The organism is Amycolatopsis sp. NPDC051903, from assembly GCF_044452505.1.
GTDB lineage: Bacteria > Actinomycetota > Actinomycetes > Mycobacteriales > Pseudonocardiaceae > Amycolatopsis.
This window is the reverse complement of sequence record NZ_JBITBT010000003.1, coordinates 713,784-729,279: the sequence shown is the minus strand read 5'-3', so window position 1 is coordinate 729,279 and position 15,496 is coordinate 713,784. Positions and strand designations below refer to the sequence as shown.

Here is a 15,496-nt window from a genome sequence, read left to right as displayed (position 1 = left end):
TTCGAGCTGCGCCCGCGCCGCGTACACCGCGGCCGTGTAACCCGCGGGACCCGACCCGACGATGATCAGGTTCCTGATTTCCTCGGCAGCCACCCGTGAACCTCCGCTCGTAGTGACCTGTGCAGTGATGTCAACACGATGGTAGGTGCCAGTGTTCCCGACGGTGACGGCCGCTACTCAGCCGTCCCGACCAGCGGTTACTTCTTGCCGACGACCTTGTCGAACAGCTTGTCGGGGTGAGCTGGGCCGCAGTCGGCGCCGAAAGCCACGAGACGGAACTGGGCGAGCTGCCCCGTGGTGTAGATGACGAGCACGCCGGCCTTGCCGTCGACGTTCACCGGACGGATGCCCTCCGGCCGCACGTCCGGGTCCAGCCCGGCGGCCGCGACGCACGCGTCGAGCCGCTGCTCGTTCTGCAGCGGGCCGAAGTCACGCACGCCCATGGCACCTCCCAGCAGGGCTTCCGCGCCGCTGCCGTCGCTGCCGACGGAGGGCCCGGACGGCGCCGGCGCGGCGACGCCCGCGGTGCCGTCGCGTTGCGCCGTGCCGGGCACGGTCAGCACCACGGCCACGATCGCCGCCGCGGCCGCCGTCAGGATCCCGGCGCTCCAGCCGACCCGCTTGTTCCGTCGCCGCCGTGCGGCCGCGAGGTCCACCACGGGGGCGACGGAGGGCTCCTGCGGTGGCGCAGCGGGCTCGACCGGAACGTGTGCCGCCGGAAACGACGCGGCCTGCCGGGACGCGGCCTCGGCGGCGAGCGCCTGGTCCAGCCGCGCGGCGTACTCGGCGGGCATCGGCGGCGCCGGCTCGTGCGCCAGCGACGCCAGGTCGGCCGTGGTCGCTTCGAGGGCCTCGATGATCGCGCGGGCCTCGGGGTCCGCGTTCACGCGCGGCCAGAGTTCGGCCGCCTCGCGCTCGTCCAGCACACCGGCGTGGAGATCGGCGAGCACGTCGACAGACCAAGGCGGACCGACGGTTCCGCCGACCCCCCGGGTTTCGTCCGTCATCGTCCCTCCCCGTTCCCGTGCGAGCGGTGGGCTCGCCCGGCACTCCGGGACCCCTCCGAAGTGGTGTTCTTGCTCTTGCTTTCGTCAGGTGGGACGTTCGCATTCGCATCAGGGTTCCGCAGGTGCCCCAGAACCTTCGCGAGTTTGCCCCGTCCGCGCGCGCACCGGCTCTTCACGGTGCCCTCGGCGATCCCGAGCATCCTGGCCGTCTCCGCCACCGAATAGCCCTCGACGTCGACGAGCACGATCGGCGCGCGCTGCTCTTCCGGCAGCTGGTTGAGCGCTTCCCGGACGAGCAGGCTGGTCTCCTTCTCGGCCATCGAGTCGCGCGGCGAGGCCGGCTCGTTGAAACCGGTTTCGGGCAGCGGGACCGTCGGGCGCGCCTGTTTGCGGCGGATGCGGTCGAGGCAGGCGTTGACGACGATGCGGTGCAGCCAGGTCGTCACCTGCGATTCCGCGCGGAAGTTGCCCGCCGCGCGGAAGGCCGAGATGAACGCTTCCTGCAACGCGTCCGCGGCTTCCTCCGGATCGCGCATCGTCCGCAGAGCGACCGCCCACAGACGATCTCGGTGCCGCCGGACCAGTTCACTGAACGCGTGCGGATCTCCGGCGGCGTGCGCCGCTATGAGGTCCGCGTCCGTGGGAGCTGCAGCCGTCACCCGGCAGAGCCTACTGAGTGGATGATGTCGGTCACCCCGCAGGCAGGAAGCTCACGTCTCCGATCTCGCTCAGGTAGTTGCCCTTGTCGTCCTTGCCCAGCTGGGTGATCCAGACGACGAAGTACTGGCTCTCCGTCGGCTGCTGCAGGTCGATCGTGGTGTCGGTGCCGTTCAGGTCGCCGGTGCCGACGACCTTCGTGTCGTCCAGCTGCGGGTTCTTGCTGTCTGCCGACCGGATCTCGACCTTCGTGCCGGGGCTGTCGGCCGCGATCTTCACCTGCGCGAGGTTCACCGGGTCGTCGAACTGGACCACGAACCCGACGCCGGGCTTCAGCACCGGCAACTGTTGCTGGTACTGGTCGGTGCGCCAGACCGTGCCCGGGTCGCCGTCGATCACGTTCTTCACCCGGCCGGAGTTGTCACCCGAGCCCTTCGGGTTGTAGATCGTGGCCGACTTCGGGTCCACGGGCTGGCCGATCTTCGGCGCGGCCGGCGACGACGGCGGGGGCGCCGCCGAGTTCGACGGCGGTGCCGCCGTCGACGAGGGCGCCGCGACGTTGATCGTCGGGCCGCTGGCCTTCGAATCACCCTGGAACAGGTTGATCAGCATCAGCCCGCCCCACGCGAGGATCACGACGGTGGCGACCACGAGCACGGTCACGCCGAACGCCAGCTTCCGCCGCCGCGCGACGTCCTTCACCGGCTTCTTCGTGGTCCAGATCGTGCCGTCGGCTTCGGTGGTGCCCGCTTCGCCCACGGCCTTGATCAGCTGCGTGCGCTCCTCGGCCTCGGCCACCTGGTCGAGCACGCGCAGGATGGCCGAGCTCGTGCGGATGCCCCCGTTGCCGCCGTCCTCGATCGTGCGGACGGCCAGCGACGACAGCTCGGGCGGCACGGCCGGCACCAGCGTCCGCGGCGGCACGATGTGCCCCTGTGGGGTCAACGGCGCCGCGGGGATCGCGGGCGGCCCGCCCGGCAGCGCCCAGCGGCCGGTGAGCAGCAGGTAGAGGACCGCGCCGAGCGCCTTGACGTCGTCGCGCAACGTCGCGTCGGGCAACGGGCCGGGGAACGCGAGCTTCAGCGCCCCGCTCGGCGTCAGCCGCAGCCGCTGGGGGTGGTCCAGACCGAGGACCAGACCGTTCTGGTGCGCGTGGTCCACGGCCTCGGCGAGGGCCTGGACCATTCGGGCGGCCGCGGCGGGGGCCACCGGCCGCTGCGCGACGAGGTCCACCAGGTCGCTGCCCTTGGTCCACTCCGCGACGACGACGCCGAGCAGCCCTTCGCTCGAGGTGACGCCGCTGCCGAGACTCAGCACGTCGAGCACCCGCGCGACGCCGCCGTGCCCGAACTTCGACGCGTGCGCCGCCCGTTCGAGCGTGCGGCGCGCCTGCCGGGCCGCCTCCGGATCGGCCGGATCACCGACCAGCAGAGTCAGCGCGACATCGCGCTTCAGCTGTCCGTCCCGCGCTCGCCACAGGTGCGCGGCGGCTCGTTCGTCCACCCCGAACTGCGCGAGCAGGCGGTACCGGCCGTCGCCGACGACCCGCCCCGGGGCGAGCGACCCACCCTGCGCACGGATGTCCGCGCGGGTGGCCTCCCCCGCCTGTTCGCTCCGTCTCGTGTCCACCGCTTCTCTCCCGCGTCGCGCTCCCGCACCGAGGGTACCCGGATCAGGTCTGGAGGAAGCGTCGTCAGTCGTGAATCAATCGTTACCCGCGCTTGATCAACCGGGTGATCCTCGACGTGGCCGGCCGCAGCTCCTCCACCTTCAGCGCCATGAGCACGCCGAACGACACGACGATCCCCACGATGCCCTGCAGGAAGAGCTTGATCCACGCTTGCAGCGTGGGGCCGAGCGAGGCAGGCACGATCAGGCCCGCCACCCACGCCGCGGCCACGCCGAGCACACAGGCCACGACGGTGAAGAGGATCACCCCGATGATCCGCTTGCTCCGCAGGTTGCCCAGGGTCACCCACAGCCAGACCTGGCCCAGGACCGCGCCGACCACGTACGTGAGCGCGTTGACCATCATCACGCCGAGCACCACGTTTTCGGGCGAGAGCAACACCGGACACAGGTACAGCAGCGGCACCTTGACCATCGTCATCACGATCATGATCAAGGTGGGCGTGCGCGCGTCCTTCATCGCGTAGAACACGCGCATCTGCAACATCACCAGCGCGTACGGCAGCAGCGCGAACGAGGAGACCGCCAGCGCGTCACCGAGCCGCTCGGCGCCTTCCAGTGAACCTTTTCCGAAGGTGAACAGCGCGATCCCGATCGACGTTCCGACGATGGTCATCACCGCGGAGATCGGCAGGAGCGTGACGGTGGAGATCCGCGACGCGTAGGACAGGTCGCCGACCAGCTTCTTGGTGTCGCCGTCGGCGGCGGCCCGGCTCAGCCGCGGCATGATCGCGGTCAGCAGCGACACGCCGAGCACGCCGTACGGCAGCTGGAAGAGCAGCCACGCGTAGGTGTAGGCGGTGACGCCGCCCGCGGTGCCCGTGGTGAGCACGCGAGTGGTGATCGTGAGGCCGATCTGGCTGACGCCGACGTACCCGACCACCCACAGCGCCAGCCCGCCGAACTCCTTCATCCGCCGGTCCAGGCCCCAGCGCCAGCGCGGGCGGAAGCCGCTGCGCAGCAGCGGCGGGATGAGGATCAGCGCCTGCGCGGCGATGCCGCCGGTCACGCCAAGGCCGAGCGTGAGCACCTTCGGATCGGTGATCGACGGATGGACGGTGTCGATCGAACCCGGCATCAGCCAGACCACGAGGATGGTGAAGGTGACCACGAGGTTGTTGATCACCGGTGCCCACGCGGTCGGCCCGAAGACCTGCTTGGCGTTGAGCATCGCCGAGACGAGGGCGAACACGCCGTAGAAGAAGATCTCCGGCAACAGCAGGTAGGCGAACGCCGTGGTCAGGCCGGTGCTGGCTTGGCCGGAGGAGTCGATGTAGAGCGACGTGAACGCCGGCGCCGCGATCACCGCGAGCAGCGTGCCGCCCAGCAGCAGGGTCAGGCCGACGGTCAGCAGCCGCTGGGCGTAGGCCTCGCCGTGGTCCGGATCGTCCTGCGAGCGGACCAGCAGCGGCACCACGACACTCGTGAGTACGCCGCCGAGCAGCAGCTCGAAGATGATGTTCGGCATCGTGTTGGCGACGTTGAACGAGTCGTTCGCGACGCCTGAGCCGATCGCCACGACCAGCAGGATCTTCCACAGGAACCCGGTGATCCGGCTGATCAGCGACGCGATTGCCATGCGCCCGCTCGACTTCGCGAGCGAAGGCGCCCTCGCCGGGGCGACGGGCTGTTCGCCGGTCGTGCCCGGTTCGGCCGGCCGGACGAGCGGCGCGCCCCCGACCCGCGGCATGACCTGCGTGGCCAGCGCGTCGTACGGGCGCATCGAGTCGGGATCGGCCAGCGGCCAGCGCGACGCGGGCATCGGGACGCCGGCGGTGCGCGGGATGAACCGCGTGGCCTCCGGGTCACGCAGCGCTTCTTCCTGCCACGGCCGGATCGGCGTGCCCGGCCGCGGGCCGCGGCCGCGGGGCGGCGCGGCGGACGGCGGCAGCGGCTGCGGGCCCGAAGGTGGCCCGGAGTTCGGCGGCGCCGACGGCTGGGGCAGGGGCTGCGCACCGGATGGTGGCCCTGGCGGCGGTGGTTGCGCCAGCGGCGGGCGCCCCGACTGCGGGGGCTGCACGGCCCGTTGGCGGGTCCGCTGCGGGCGCGGCTGACCGTTCTGCGGAGGCGGCGGGGGAACGCGGCGCTGCGGCCGCTCTTCGGGTACCGGCACGCGGCGCGTGCCGTTGGGGGGCGGCGGTTGCCGGCGTTCCGGTGGCACTTGGCCCTGCTGCGGCGGCGGTGGCTGGCGCCTGCCTTCGCGCACGGCGCGGCGCGGCTGGTCAGCCCGGTCGCCGCGCCGAGGTGGCGCGCCGTCGCGACGAGGACGACTCGCACGCTCGGGTGGTAAGCCCGGCTCTCTGTCCAACGCGCGCCCAATCCTCGGTGCCAGGGTCCCCGCCATTGTGGCAGCGGTCGACCCAGGGTAATCGGGAACGGGCGCGGACACCCGGTCCCCCGAAGACTCAGGGCGTTTCGGTCCGCGCGGCGCGGCTCTCCTTCACCCGGCGGTAGATCCGCCGCGAGGCCAGCAGCAGCAGGGCGCAACCAGCGACGACCGTGACGATGATCGTGATCGGGCCGTACTCGGTCGAAGTCAGCTCGAACCGCGCCGTGGTACCGAGTTCGGTCCCCGCCGGGGTGGTCAAGGACACATCGACGCTCAGGCGCCCCGCGCGCAGGGCTTCGATCTGGATCAGCTCGTTCTTTCCGCCCTTGGCCGGGAAGAACCAGTTCTGCGCCTGCTCGGGCCGGATGCCGACGTTGTTCTTCAACGCGATCTGCGCGGTGATGCCCACCGGCAGTTCGTTGCTCACGAACACCGGCAGCGGGGACGAACCGGACGCGAGCGCGATCGTCTGCTTCGGCTGTTCCACGGTCACCTGGTCGCGGATCGCCGCGAGTTCGGCGTTGGCGTTCGCGCCCGCCGTGCTGCCCGAGGGCGTGCTGTACGCCGTGGACGCGCCGCGCACGAGCGCGTTGCGCACCGGCGCGACGATGTCCTCCGGCGCCACGCGACGGGTCGCGTCCATCCGCATGGCCGACAGCAGGCCGGCGGCCTGGCCGTCGAGGTTCGACAGCGTGTCGGTGACTTCGCCGCCCGCCGACGCCGGCTGGTCGTGGGTGCCGGCGGCGAGCGAGGCCGAGCCGGACGCGTCGGAATCCAGCAGCTGCGGCAGCGGCGCGCCGGTGCCGAGACCGGCGCCGAGCAGCTGGCCGAGGTGGTCGAGGAACGCGGTGAGCTCGACCACCGGCACGTCCCAGCGCCGCGGCGGCGCGACGAGCAGCTGCGAGCCCGAGTCTTCGGCGACGCGCCCGAGTCCAGCCTCGAAGGCGATGGCGGCGAGACCGTTCTGGCTCGCGATCGCGGGCTGGGTGGCGGCGCTCACCGTGGTCGGAGTCTGCGGGTTCGGTTCGGAACCGGCCATGGCACTGGCGATGAGACCGTCGATCGGCTGGGCGCGCAGCCCGCTCGGCAGCGTCACGGCGCCGGTGACGGGCGAGTCGCTCTGCAGCCTCGAACCGTCGGTCAGCATGGTGTGGATCCCGGCCGACGACATCGCGGTGAGCGCCTGGTCGTCGGGCGTGCCGCCGGGCCAGAGCACGCCCTTGCGCGGCTCGGTGTTCAGGATCTGGCGGATCGTGGCTTCGCCGCTGAGCGCCGTGTTCAGCAGACCGGCGTCGGGCGTGCCGCTCGCGGAGCGGACCTTGCCGAGCGTGGTGAGGTCGGCGTCGGCGTAGGGCAACGCGATCACGCAGTGGCCGTTCACGAGCTGCTGCAGCGCGATCATCCAGTCCTTCGCCGCCTGCGTGCCCTTGCCCGGCGCCCCGGCGACGACGTAGCCGCTGGTCATCGCGTTGACCGTGCGCAGCAGGTCGGGGTCGACGGCGAAGCACAGCGAATCGCCCACGCGCTGGTTGGACTGCTCGGCCGCCCGCGCGGCCGCGACCAGCGCGTACAGGCGCCCGTTCACAGCCAGCTCGTCGGCGAGCGAGTCGTCGGTGAGGGTCAGTGGCCCACCGTAGGGCGCCGACAGCACGTGGGGCGCGCTGTCGGTGATCGGCCACAGCACGGACACGTCGGGGTGCTTGCCCGACGGCGTCTCCGAGCGGACGGGGCCTGAGAGCACCGGCATCAGCAGGCTCACGGCGGCGAGCCGCGCCGGGCCGCCGAACTCCGGCGTGCCGTTCACGTTCACGAGCATCGGGTAGACGCCCGGCCGGCTCAGCTGCTCCGCGCGCTGGCCGGAGAGCGGCACGGTCACGTCGAGGCGGGCGCTCTGGCCCGGCTCCAGCGATTCGGTGAGCGTGGTGAAGTCGGTGAGCGGGCTGTCCTGGATCGGCTCGCCCGCCAGCACGCCCTTCATCTCGCGGTCGCTGGTCAGCCGCTCGCCGACCTGCAGCCGCACCTGGGGGCGCGAGATCCGGCGGTCGCCGATGTTCGTCACGGTGCCGGACACGGTCAGCGTCTTGGCGGAGCTCGTGATCACGCGGGGGTTGAGCTGGTTGAGCTCGAGCCGCAGCCGCGGCGGCTCGGGGCTCGGTTCGTCCTGGGCCTGCGCGGGCGCGCCGAGGAGGGCAGCCGCTGCGAAGATCAGCAGGGACAGGAAGAAGGCGGCGGGCCGCTTCACTCGGGTGCTCCCTCTCAGGCGCGCTCGTCGTGCGCGAAAAGTTCTTTGGCCCGGCGGACCAGCTTGCGCTCGTCCGCGTAGGCGAGGGTCGTCTCCAGCTCGGCCAGCGGCACCCACGCGACTTCGGTGACTTCGACGTCCTCGTCGGAGAGCTCGCCACCCGTCGACTCGAGCAGGAAGTGGTGCACGGTCTTGTGCACCCGGCGTCGTTCGGCCACGAACCAGTAGTCGATGGTGCCCAGCGGGCGCAGGACCTGCGCGGAGATGCCGGTCTCCTCCTTCACCTCACGCACCGCGGTCTGCTCCACCGTCTCACCGTCCTCGATGTGGCCCTTCGGCAACGACCACAGCAGTCTGCCGTGCCGGTCGAGCCGGCCGATCAGCACCGCGTGCTCCCGCCCGGCGTCGACCACCAGTCCGCCGGCTGACGTCTCGTCGACCGTGGTCAGCCGCCTGCCGCGCTGCCGCCGGCGCCGACGGCGCGGCTTCGGCGCTCCGGCGCGGCCGGCAGATCCAGGCATGCTGCGATGCTAGAGCAAACGGTTGCCCAGGTACGCTGGCTCTCCGTGTCCGTGTCCGACGGCGTCCGTAGTAACGGCGCCCCTTCCCGTTGGTATTAGTGGTGGGATCGAAGTGAACAACGTGGTCGCCCAGCAGAACGCGGTGACGGAGCTGATGCGAGTCTCCCCCTTGGCCGACGAGCTGGCGGAGCGGTTCGCGCGTGCGGGGCACAGCCTCTACCTGGTCGGTGGCAGCGTCCGCGACGCACTGCTCGGCCGGCTCTCGAGCGACCTCGACTTCACCACCGACGCGCGGCCGGACCGGGTGCTGCAGATCGTGAGCGAGTGGGGCGACGCCGTGTGGGACGTCGGCATCGCGTTCGGCACGGTCGGCGTCACCAAGAAGGGCATGACGCTCGAGATCACCACGTTCCGAGCCGACAGCTACGACCGCGTCGGCCGCAACCCCGAGGTCACCTTCGGCGACACCATCGAAGGCGACCTGCTGCGCCGCGACTTCACGGTCAACGCGATGGCGATCGACCTGGTCACCAAGACGTTCATCGACCCCCACGACGGCATGGACGCGTTGCGCCTCAAGGTGCTCGACACCCCGGCGACGCCGCAGGAGTCGTTCGCCGACGACCCGCTGCGCATGCTGCGCGCCGCCCGCTTCTCGGCGCAGCTCGGCTTCACCGCCGCGCCGCGCGTGGTCGAGGCGATGACGGCGATGGCGAGTGAGATCGAGCGGATCACCGCCGAGCGCGTGCAGGCGGAGCTCACGAAGCTGCTGCTCGCCCGCGACCCGCGGCCGGGCCTGGAGCTGCTCGTGGACACCGGCCTGGCCGAGTTCGTGCTGCCCGAGCTGCCCGGCATGCGCCTGGCGATCGACGAGCACCACCAGCACAAGGACGTCTACCAGCACTCGCTCACCGTGCTGGCGCAGGCGATCGCGCTGGAGTCCTCGCACGAGCCGACGTCGGAGCCCGACCTGGTGCTGCGGCTGGCCGCGCTGCTGCACGACATCGGCAAGCCGGAGACGCGCGAGTACCAGCCGGGCGGCGGCGTGAGCTTCCACCACCACGAGGTCGTGGGCGCGCGGATGACCCGCAAGCGTTTGCGGGCGCTGAAGTACTCGAAGGAAATCGTCGAGCAGGTCTCCCAGCTCGTGTTCCTGCACCTGCGGTTCCACGGGTACGCCAACGGCGAGTGGACGGATTCGGCCGTGCGCCGCTACGTCACCGACGCCGGCGAGCTGCTGACGCGGCTGCACAAGCTCGTGCGGGCCGACTCGACCACGCGCAACCGCAAGAAGGCGGCCGCACTGCAGGCGACCTACGACGACCTCGAAACCCGCATCGCGCGGCTCAAGGAGCAGGAGGACCTCGACCGCGTCCGCCCCGACCTCGACGGCAACGAGATCATGCGGCTGCTCGGCCTCAAGCCGGGCCCGCAGGTCGGCCAGGCGTGGAAGTTCCTCAAGGAGCTGCGGCTCGACCGCGGTCCGCTGGACCACGACGAGGCCGTCGCCGAGCTGAAGAAGTGGGCCGCGGCGCAGGGGATTTCGCCTTCGGAGTGAGCTCGCGGTCCGCGCACGGGTGAGCACGGCGGAGTGGCCGGCCCGTCGGCCGGGCGAACACGAGTCGAATTCGTGATCGCGAAACCGCCAAGATCCCCCTTTGGTCTCTGGAACGCGACCCGGCGAGCGGGAATACTCGCTGCCCCGGGCGGCCGGTGGGGGCGCGCCCCGACCAGGGGAGATCGATGACGGCGCAGGCAGCGCAAGAGCAGGACGGTCGGCCGTCGCGCACCTCGAGCTTCCTCGTCACGCTGCTGCGCCGGGGCACCCCCGCGCTCGCGACGGCGACGACCGGGCTCACCGACGAGATCGCCGACCCGACGCCACTTCGGGCGTTCAAGCGGATCTCGCGCATGGCGGGACCCGTCGACGCCCGGTACAACGACGGCCTGCTGCTGAGAGCCGCGCGCTACGTGGTGCTCGTGCCGCTCGCCTACCGCATCGTCGCGGTGCCCGGTGCCTTCGGCGCGTTCGTGTCGGCGCACGGCTCGACCGGCGTCGTCCCGGTGGCCGTGGTCGCCTTGCTCTCGATGGTGATGAGCGGCTTCGGCATCTTCTGGATGCTGCGCTCGTCGCCGTTCCGCACCGATCTCGCGGCGCGGCTGCTGATCGCCGACCTGGTCGTCACCGTCGCGTTCCAGCTGGTCATCGGCCTGACCGTGCCGACGGCGGTGTTCCACGACGCGCTCGGCGTGGCCGACAAGCACCTGCTCGGCGACATCGCGCTGCTCACGCTGGCCGTCGGCATCCCCTCGGGCCTGGCGCTCGCGGCGCTGAGCCTGCCCGTGCGGCTGCTCTCGGACTTCCTCAACGGCGGCACGGCCAACTTCGCCCAGGCCTGGTCGCTCTACCCGACGATGTTCGGCGTGCTGTTCACCGGCATCGGCGCGCTGATCCTGCTCGGTCTCGGCACGCGGCTGGCCTTGGCGTACGGCATCCGCAACGGTCGGCTGGCCGAGCGCGCGCAGCAGCACCGGATGCTGCACGACACCGTGCTGCAGACGCTGGAGGCGATCTCGCTCGGGGGCACCGGCGAATCGGAGGACCGGCTCGTCGAGGTGCAGCGGCTGGCTCGCGCCCAGGCGATGGAGCTGCGGCAGACCATCGAAACCGCGGCCGCGCAACGTGACGCCGAGGCTTCGCGGCCGCTGGGCGAGAAGCTCGCGGCGCTGGCGGCCGAGATGTGGCGCGACGGCCTGCGCGCGCAGCTGGTGATCGCGGAGCTCGACGAGGACACGCTGTCGGAGGTCCGGCAGATCGCGTTGCGCGACGCCGTGCGCGAGTCGCTGCGCAACACGATGAAGCACTCGGGCACGGACAAAGTCGTGGTGCGCGTGGAAGAGCGCGACGGCGGTATCGCCGTGATCACGCGCGACCACGGCCAGGGCTTCAGCACCGACGCGCGCCCGGCCGGCTTCGGCATCAGCCAGTCGATCACCGCGCGGCTCTCGGAGGTCGGCGGCACGTCGCTGGTGGAGTCGACGCCCGGCAGCGGCACGCGCGTCACGTTGTGGGTGCCGTTCTGACAGACCTGATACTGCGCCGGTCGTTTACCGATCCGACCACAGTCACGGCGATCGAGCTTGCGTAGCAACGGTTACGCAGTGCCCGGGGTCCGCCTGCTTTTGGTCGGATCGGTAAACATGAGCGGGTGACCGATTTCCTGACCGACGCGCTCGTCGCGTACCGCTCCGGCGACCCGGCCGGCGCCGCCGCGTTGGCCGCTCGCGCCGAAACGCCGCTGGGCGAGCAGCTTTCGACGTACCTGGACACCGACGGATCCGGCCCGGTGTACGACCAGCCGGCGGCCTTCACGGCGTTCATCCGCGGCGGCGGCAACGTCGAGCTGTACGAGCGGTTGAGCGCGGCGCTGGCGGCGGAGTACGAGCGGCGGAAGCCGGAGTCGTTGCTGGACTTGGGTTGTGGCGACGGGCTGGCCGTGGCGCCGGCGCTCGCGCAGTCGTCGGTCCGCCCGGCGCGGATCGACCTGGTGGAACCGTCGGCGGCGCTGCTCGCGGCTGTCGACGTGCCCGAGGCCAACCGGTTCGAGGCCACGGCCCAGGGCTTCCTCGCGGCGAACGGTTCCACGTGGAACCTTGCCCAATCGACGTTCGCACTCCAGTCGATCGCGCCCACCGGACGAGCCGCGGTGCTGCGGGAACTGAGGCCGCGTACGGAAAAGCTCGTGCTGGCGGAGTTCGACATCCCCGTGCTCGACGAGGGGTCCCGCGAGTTCCTGGGCTCGCTCGTGACCCGCTACGAGCGCGGCGTCGCCGAATACGGTCAGCAGGCTTCCCTTGTCGCGCAAGGCTTCCTGGTGCCGGTGCTGCTCGGCGTCGCCGCCGGCGCCGAGCGCACGAACTGGGAGCAGCCCGCGGCCGAGTGGGCCGCGCAGCTCGAACTCGCCGGGTTCACCGACGTGACCGTCGCACCCCTTGCCGACTACTGGTGGTCGCCCGCCGTGCTGATCACCGCGAGTGGCTCACACGAGGGCTAGCGACCCGGCTTCCACGTGCTGCGCGATCGGCCGCGGCAGCAGGTACGCCGTCGCCCCACCGGGTTGCGGGCCCCACGGAGCGGTCACGCCGGTGAGCACCCGCAACGTGCGCTGCACGCGGTACTCGTGGCGGTCGCGTTCGCGCTCGGCGGGCAGGGACGTCTCGACGAACCGCGTGTCGATCGCGTGGACGAGGTTGCCGCCGTCGCCGCCGAAGCGGAGCACCGTCGTGCCCGCGGGCAGCGCGACCACGCGCTTGCCCCGGTAGAAGTTGAGCGGTGGCTCGCCGCGCATCGGCAGGATCGGCCAGTCGGCGGGCTGGTCGGATTCGTCGCCGCTGCGCGGCGGGAGCATCAGCAACGTGCCGAGCAGGAACCGCGCGGCCTCGGCGATGCGGCCGAACGCGACGGGCTCCGCGTCCGGCGGGCACGAGACCTCCCAGCCGTTCTCGGCGCGGCGCAGCGTCCACACGCCGTCGGAGGGCACCTCGTTCGCGCCGATCCGGTACGCGCTCGCGGGCACCCCCTGTTCGACCAGACGCTGCTGCAGCAGCTTCAGCGTTTCAGCGGCGTGCAGGCCGCGGCCGAGGTCGCCGTCGCGGATCGCGCGGGCCAGGCGGCTCTCGTCGGGCAGCTCGGCCGCCGACCGCGGCGGGCGCGGGGTGTCGAGCACCTCGGCTTCCGCCGTCGCGCGCACGAGCTCGCGCACGAACGGCGGCCGGAACCCCGCCGCGCGGATGTGGTCCACGAGTTCCGCCTCCGGCGGCACGCCGTACTTGCGCAGGTAGTGCGGCACGGCGGCGGGCCAGATCCAGGTGCCGTCCGTGTGGAAGGCGTGCGGCACGTCGGGCGGCGCACCGGGCGTGAAGATGTCGTGCTGCGGCTGCGGCCGGTGCAGCACGACGGGCGCGCGGAACAGGTAGTCGAGCACCCCGCGCACCTGGTCCGGCGGCACCGGCGGCCGGTTGACCACGGGCCGTTCGTTCTCGTTGTGGGCGTCGACCACGCGCGCGTGGCGGAACGCGACGTCGAGCGGCTGGCCGGCCTTCGCGGCGAGCCAGTCGGGCACCTGCTTCGGCGGGCGCGGGTGGATCGCGAGCTCCACGGCGTACGACTGCGCCGGCCGCCCGCCGTCGTTCGGCGCCACCCGCCAGGTGGGTTCTCGCTCGGCGTCGAAGTCGAAGTCGAACTGCGATTCGGTGTCGAGCGTGAACGTGCCCTGGAACCACGTGCCGGTGTCCGGCTCGTACATCGCCGCGCGCAGCTGCGCGAACAGCGCGCTCAGCTTCGGCGGCGCGGGCAGCGCGACGGACACGGGCCCGATCTCGTCGCCGACCGCGCGGACTTCCAGCTCCGCGTAGTCCCCGACCTGCCGGAACTGCGCGGCGACGCGCGTCCAGCCGCCGGGCACCGCGCGCAGCGTGCGGCCGATCCCGCGCAGCAGCGCGCCGTGGTCGGCGTCGAAGTCCGGCCGCCGCTCGCCCTGGTCGCGGCGGACCTGCCACAGCCCGGTCACGCGCTTGGCCTCGACGGTCGTGGAGAAATCGGTGAGGCCGAGCTGCTGCGCGCGCACGCGGTCGTGCTGCGTCCAGCGCAGCGTCAGCTCCTTCTGCTCGCCGGGCGCGACTTCGAAGAGCTCGTCGTCGAACTCGCAGAACGTGCTGAGCGTGAAGGTGGCCGGGACCTCGGTCGCGAGCACCACCCGGGCCGGGCGGCCCTCGTGCTCGCGGTCGAAATCGTCGGGCACCTCCTCGTCAGGCAGCACCGACAGCAGCAGCGTGCCGTCCGTCGTCGACCGTTCGGCCGCGAAGGTGCGGTCGTCCAGCGTCGCGTACAAGCCGTCCGGGCGGTCTCCCGCCTCTACCCGGTAACGCACGTCAGGTTCCTCCCCAAATCCCCCTGCGGACCCGGAAAGAACTTAGTCGACCGGATAACGCGCGAACCAACGGTCGTCACTCGGTGAGTCCGGACCGAATTCGGCGAGCGCGTCGTCGGCCAGTCCGGTGATCACGTCGCGCAGTTCGAGCCGGTCGAGCCAGCTCTGGCGCAGCGCCGCTTCGCCGTACATCGCGCCGACGAGGTTGCCGCACACCGAGCCCGTGGAGTCGCTGTCACCGCTGTGGTTCACGGCCGCGAGCAGGGCCGAGCCGGGATCTTCGGTGGTCAGGGCCACGTACACCGACATCGACAGCGCGGTCTCGCCGACGTTGCCCTCGCCGAGTTCCGCGAGCCGCTCCGGCGTCGGCGGCCCGGCCAGCGCGAGCGCCTGCGCCAGCGCGGCTTCCTGTTCCTCGTGGCCGGGGTGGCGCACGAGCTCGGCGCGCGCGGTCGCGACGGCGGACGGCAGCGCTTCACCCGCCAGCAGCCGCTGCACGATCACCGCGAACGCACCCGCCGACAAATACCCGCTCGGGTGACCGTGGGTCAGGGCCGCGCACTCCGCGGCGAGCGCTAAGACCTCGGCCGGGTCGGCCGACCACAGCGCCACTGGCGCCACGCGCATCACGCCGCCGCAGCCCTTCGAGTTGTTCACCGGCCGCGTGACGCTGCCGCGCACACCGGAGCGGCCGTACGCCTCCAGCTCGCCGAAACACGTGAGCCCCGGCGCGCGGCGGCTGAACAGCTCGTGGTGCGTCACGAGTTCGCCGTCGGGCGCAGCGAGCGCGGAGTGCGGGCCGCGCGCCTGCACCCACGGCACGCCCTGCGTGTGCAGCCACCGCTGGTAGGCGACCTGCAGGGAGTGCACGACGTCGGCGCTGCCGGTGCGCCGCTGCTGCGCGTGGGCGCGGATGAGCGCTTCGAGCGTGAAGAGGGTCATCTGCGTGTCGTCGGTGAAGCGGCCTTCGCCGCCGTACGCGGGCAGGTAGTCGGTGATCCCCGCGGGCCCGGTGAGCTCCCGGATCCGGTCGATCGTGTCGAATTCCGTCTTCGCCCCGAGCGCGTCGCCGATCGCGCCGGCGAGCAGGCAGCCCCTCAGCCGCTGTGCCTCCATGGCAC

General features: G+C 71.8%; 11 protein-coding genes. 3 read left to right on the top strand and 8 right to left on the bottom strand.

What is annotated here, in order from left to right; genetic code table 11:
- Positions 1-197 precede the first annotated feature (197 nt).
- The 6 genes from ACIA77_RS11030 to ACIA77_RS11005 all read right to left on the bottom strand — a co-directional run bounded on the left by ACIA77_RS11030 (position 198) and on the right by ACIA77_RS11005 (position 8,445).
- Entirely contained in the window at positions 198-1,007 is an 810-nt protein-coding gene (locus ACIA77_RS11030; RefSeq protein WP_395885617.1) for a hypothetical protein, read from the bottom strand.
- Positions 1,004-1,666: an RNA polymerase sigma factor SigM gene (sigM, locus tag ACIA77_RS11025; RefSeq protein ID WP_395885616.1), complete on the bottom strand. Its 663-nt coding sequence runs from the start codon at positions 1,664-1,666 to the stop codon at positions 1,004-1,006. Before sigM ends, ACIA77_RS11030 begins: the two co-directional genes overlap by 4 nt.
- A 31-nt stretch (positions 1,667-1,697) precedes the next feature.
- A complete protein-coding gene (locus ACIA77_RS11020) occupies positions 1,698-3,293 on the bottom strand; it encodes a protein kinase family protein (protein ID WP_395885615.1) in 1,596 nt (531 codons plus the stop codon).
- Between the two features lie 82 nt (positions 3,294-3,375).
- A complete protein-coding gene (gene murJ / locus ACIA77_RS11015; protein WP_395885653.1) occupies positions 3,376-5,115 on the bottom strand; it encodes a murein biosynthesis integral membrane protein MurJ in 1,740 nt (579 codons plus the stop codon).
- A gap of 643 nt (positions 5,116-5,758) precedes the next feature.
- Entirely contained in the window at positions 5,759-7,924 is a 2,166-nt protein-coding gene (locus ACIA77_RS11010) for a DUF6049 family protein (RefSeq protein WP_395885614.1), read from the bottom strand.
- A 14-nt stretch (positions 7,925-7,938) separates the two neighbouring features.
- Positions 7,939-8,445: an NUDIX hydrolase gene (locus ACIA77_RS11005; RefSeq protein WP_204092385.1), complete on the bottom strand. Its 507-nt coding sequence runs from the start codon at positions 8,443-8,445 to the stop codon at positions 7,939-7,941.
- 112 nt (positions 8,446-8,557) lie between these two features.
- Between ACIA77_RS11005 and ACIA77_RS11000 the strand changes: the two genes are divergently transcribed.
- The 3 genes from ACIA77_RS11000 to ACIA77_RS10990 all read left to right on the top strand — a co-directional run bounded on the left by ACIA77_RS11000 (position 8,558) and on the right by ACIA77_RS10990 (position 12,500).
- The gene (locus tag ACIA77_RS11000; RefSeq protein WP_395885613.1) at positions 8,558-10,003 is read left to right on the top strand and encodes a CCA tRNA nucleotidyltransferase; all 1,446 of its coding nucleotides are present in this window, start codon (positions 8,558-8,560) and stop codon (positions 10,001-10,003) included.
- Positions 10,004-10,188: 185 nt separating this feature from the next.
- A complete protein-coding gene (locus ACIA77_RS10995; protein WP_395885612.1) occupies positions 10,189-11,529 on the top strand; it encodes a sensor histidine kinase in 1,341 nt (446 codons plus the stop codon).
- Positions 11,530-11,654: 125 nt separating this feature from the next.
- A complete protein-coding gene (locus tag ACIA77_RS10990; RefSeq protein ID WP_395885611.1) occupies positions 11,655-12,500 on the top strand; it encodes a class I SAM-dependent methyltransferase in 846 nt (281 codons plus the stop codon).
- Here ACIA77_RS10990 and ACIA77_RS10985 read toward each other — a convergent pair.
- Together ACIA77_RS10985 and ACIA77_RS10980 are read right to left on the bottom strand one after the other, a co-directional pair.
- Entirely contained in the window at positions 12,486-14,375 is a 1,890-nt protein-coding gene (locus ACIA77_RS10985; protein ID WP_395885610.1) for a TNT domain-containing protein, read from the bottom strand. The two genes, ACIA77_RS10990 and ACIA77_RS10985, sit on opposite strands and share 15 nt — an antisense overlap.
- Before the next feature lie 42 nt (positions 14,376-14,417).
- Positions 14,418-15,491, bottom strand: a complete 1,074-nt coding sequence (locus ACIA77_RS10980; RefSeq protein WP_395885609.1) for an ADP-ribosylglycohydrolase family protein — start codon at positions 15,489-15,491, stop codon at positions 14,418-14,420.
- Positions 15,492-15,496: the final 5 nt, after the last annotated feature.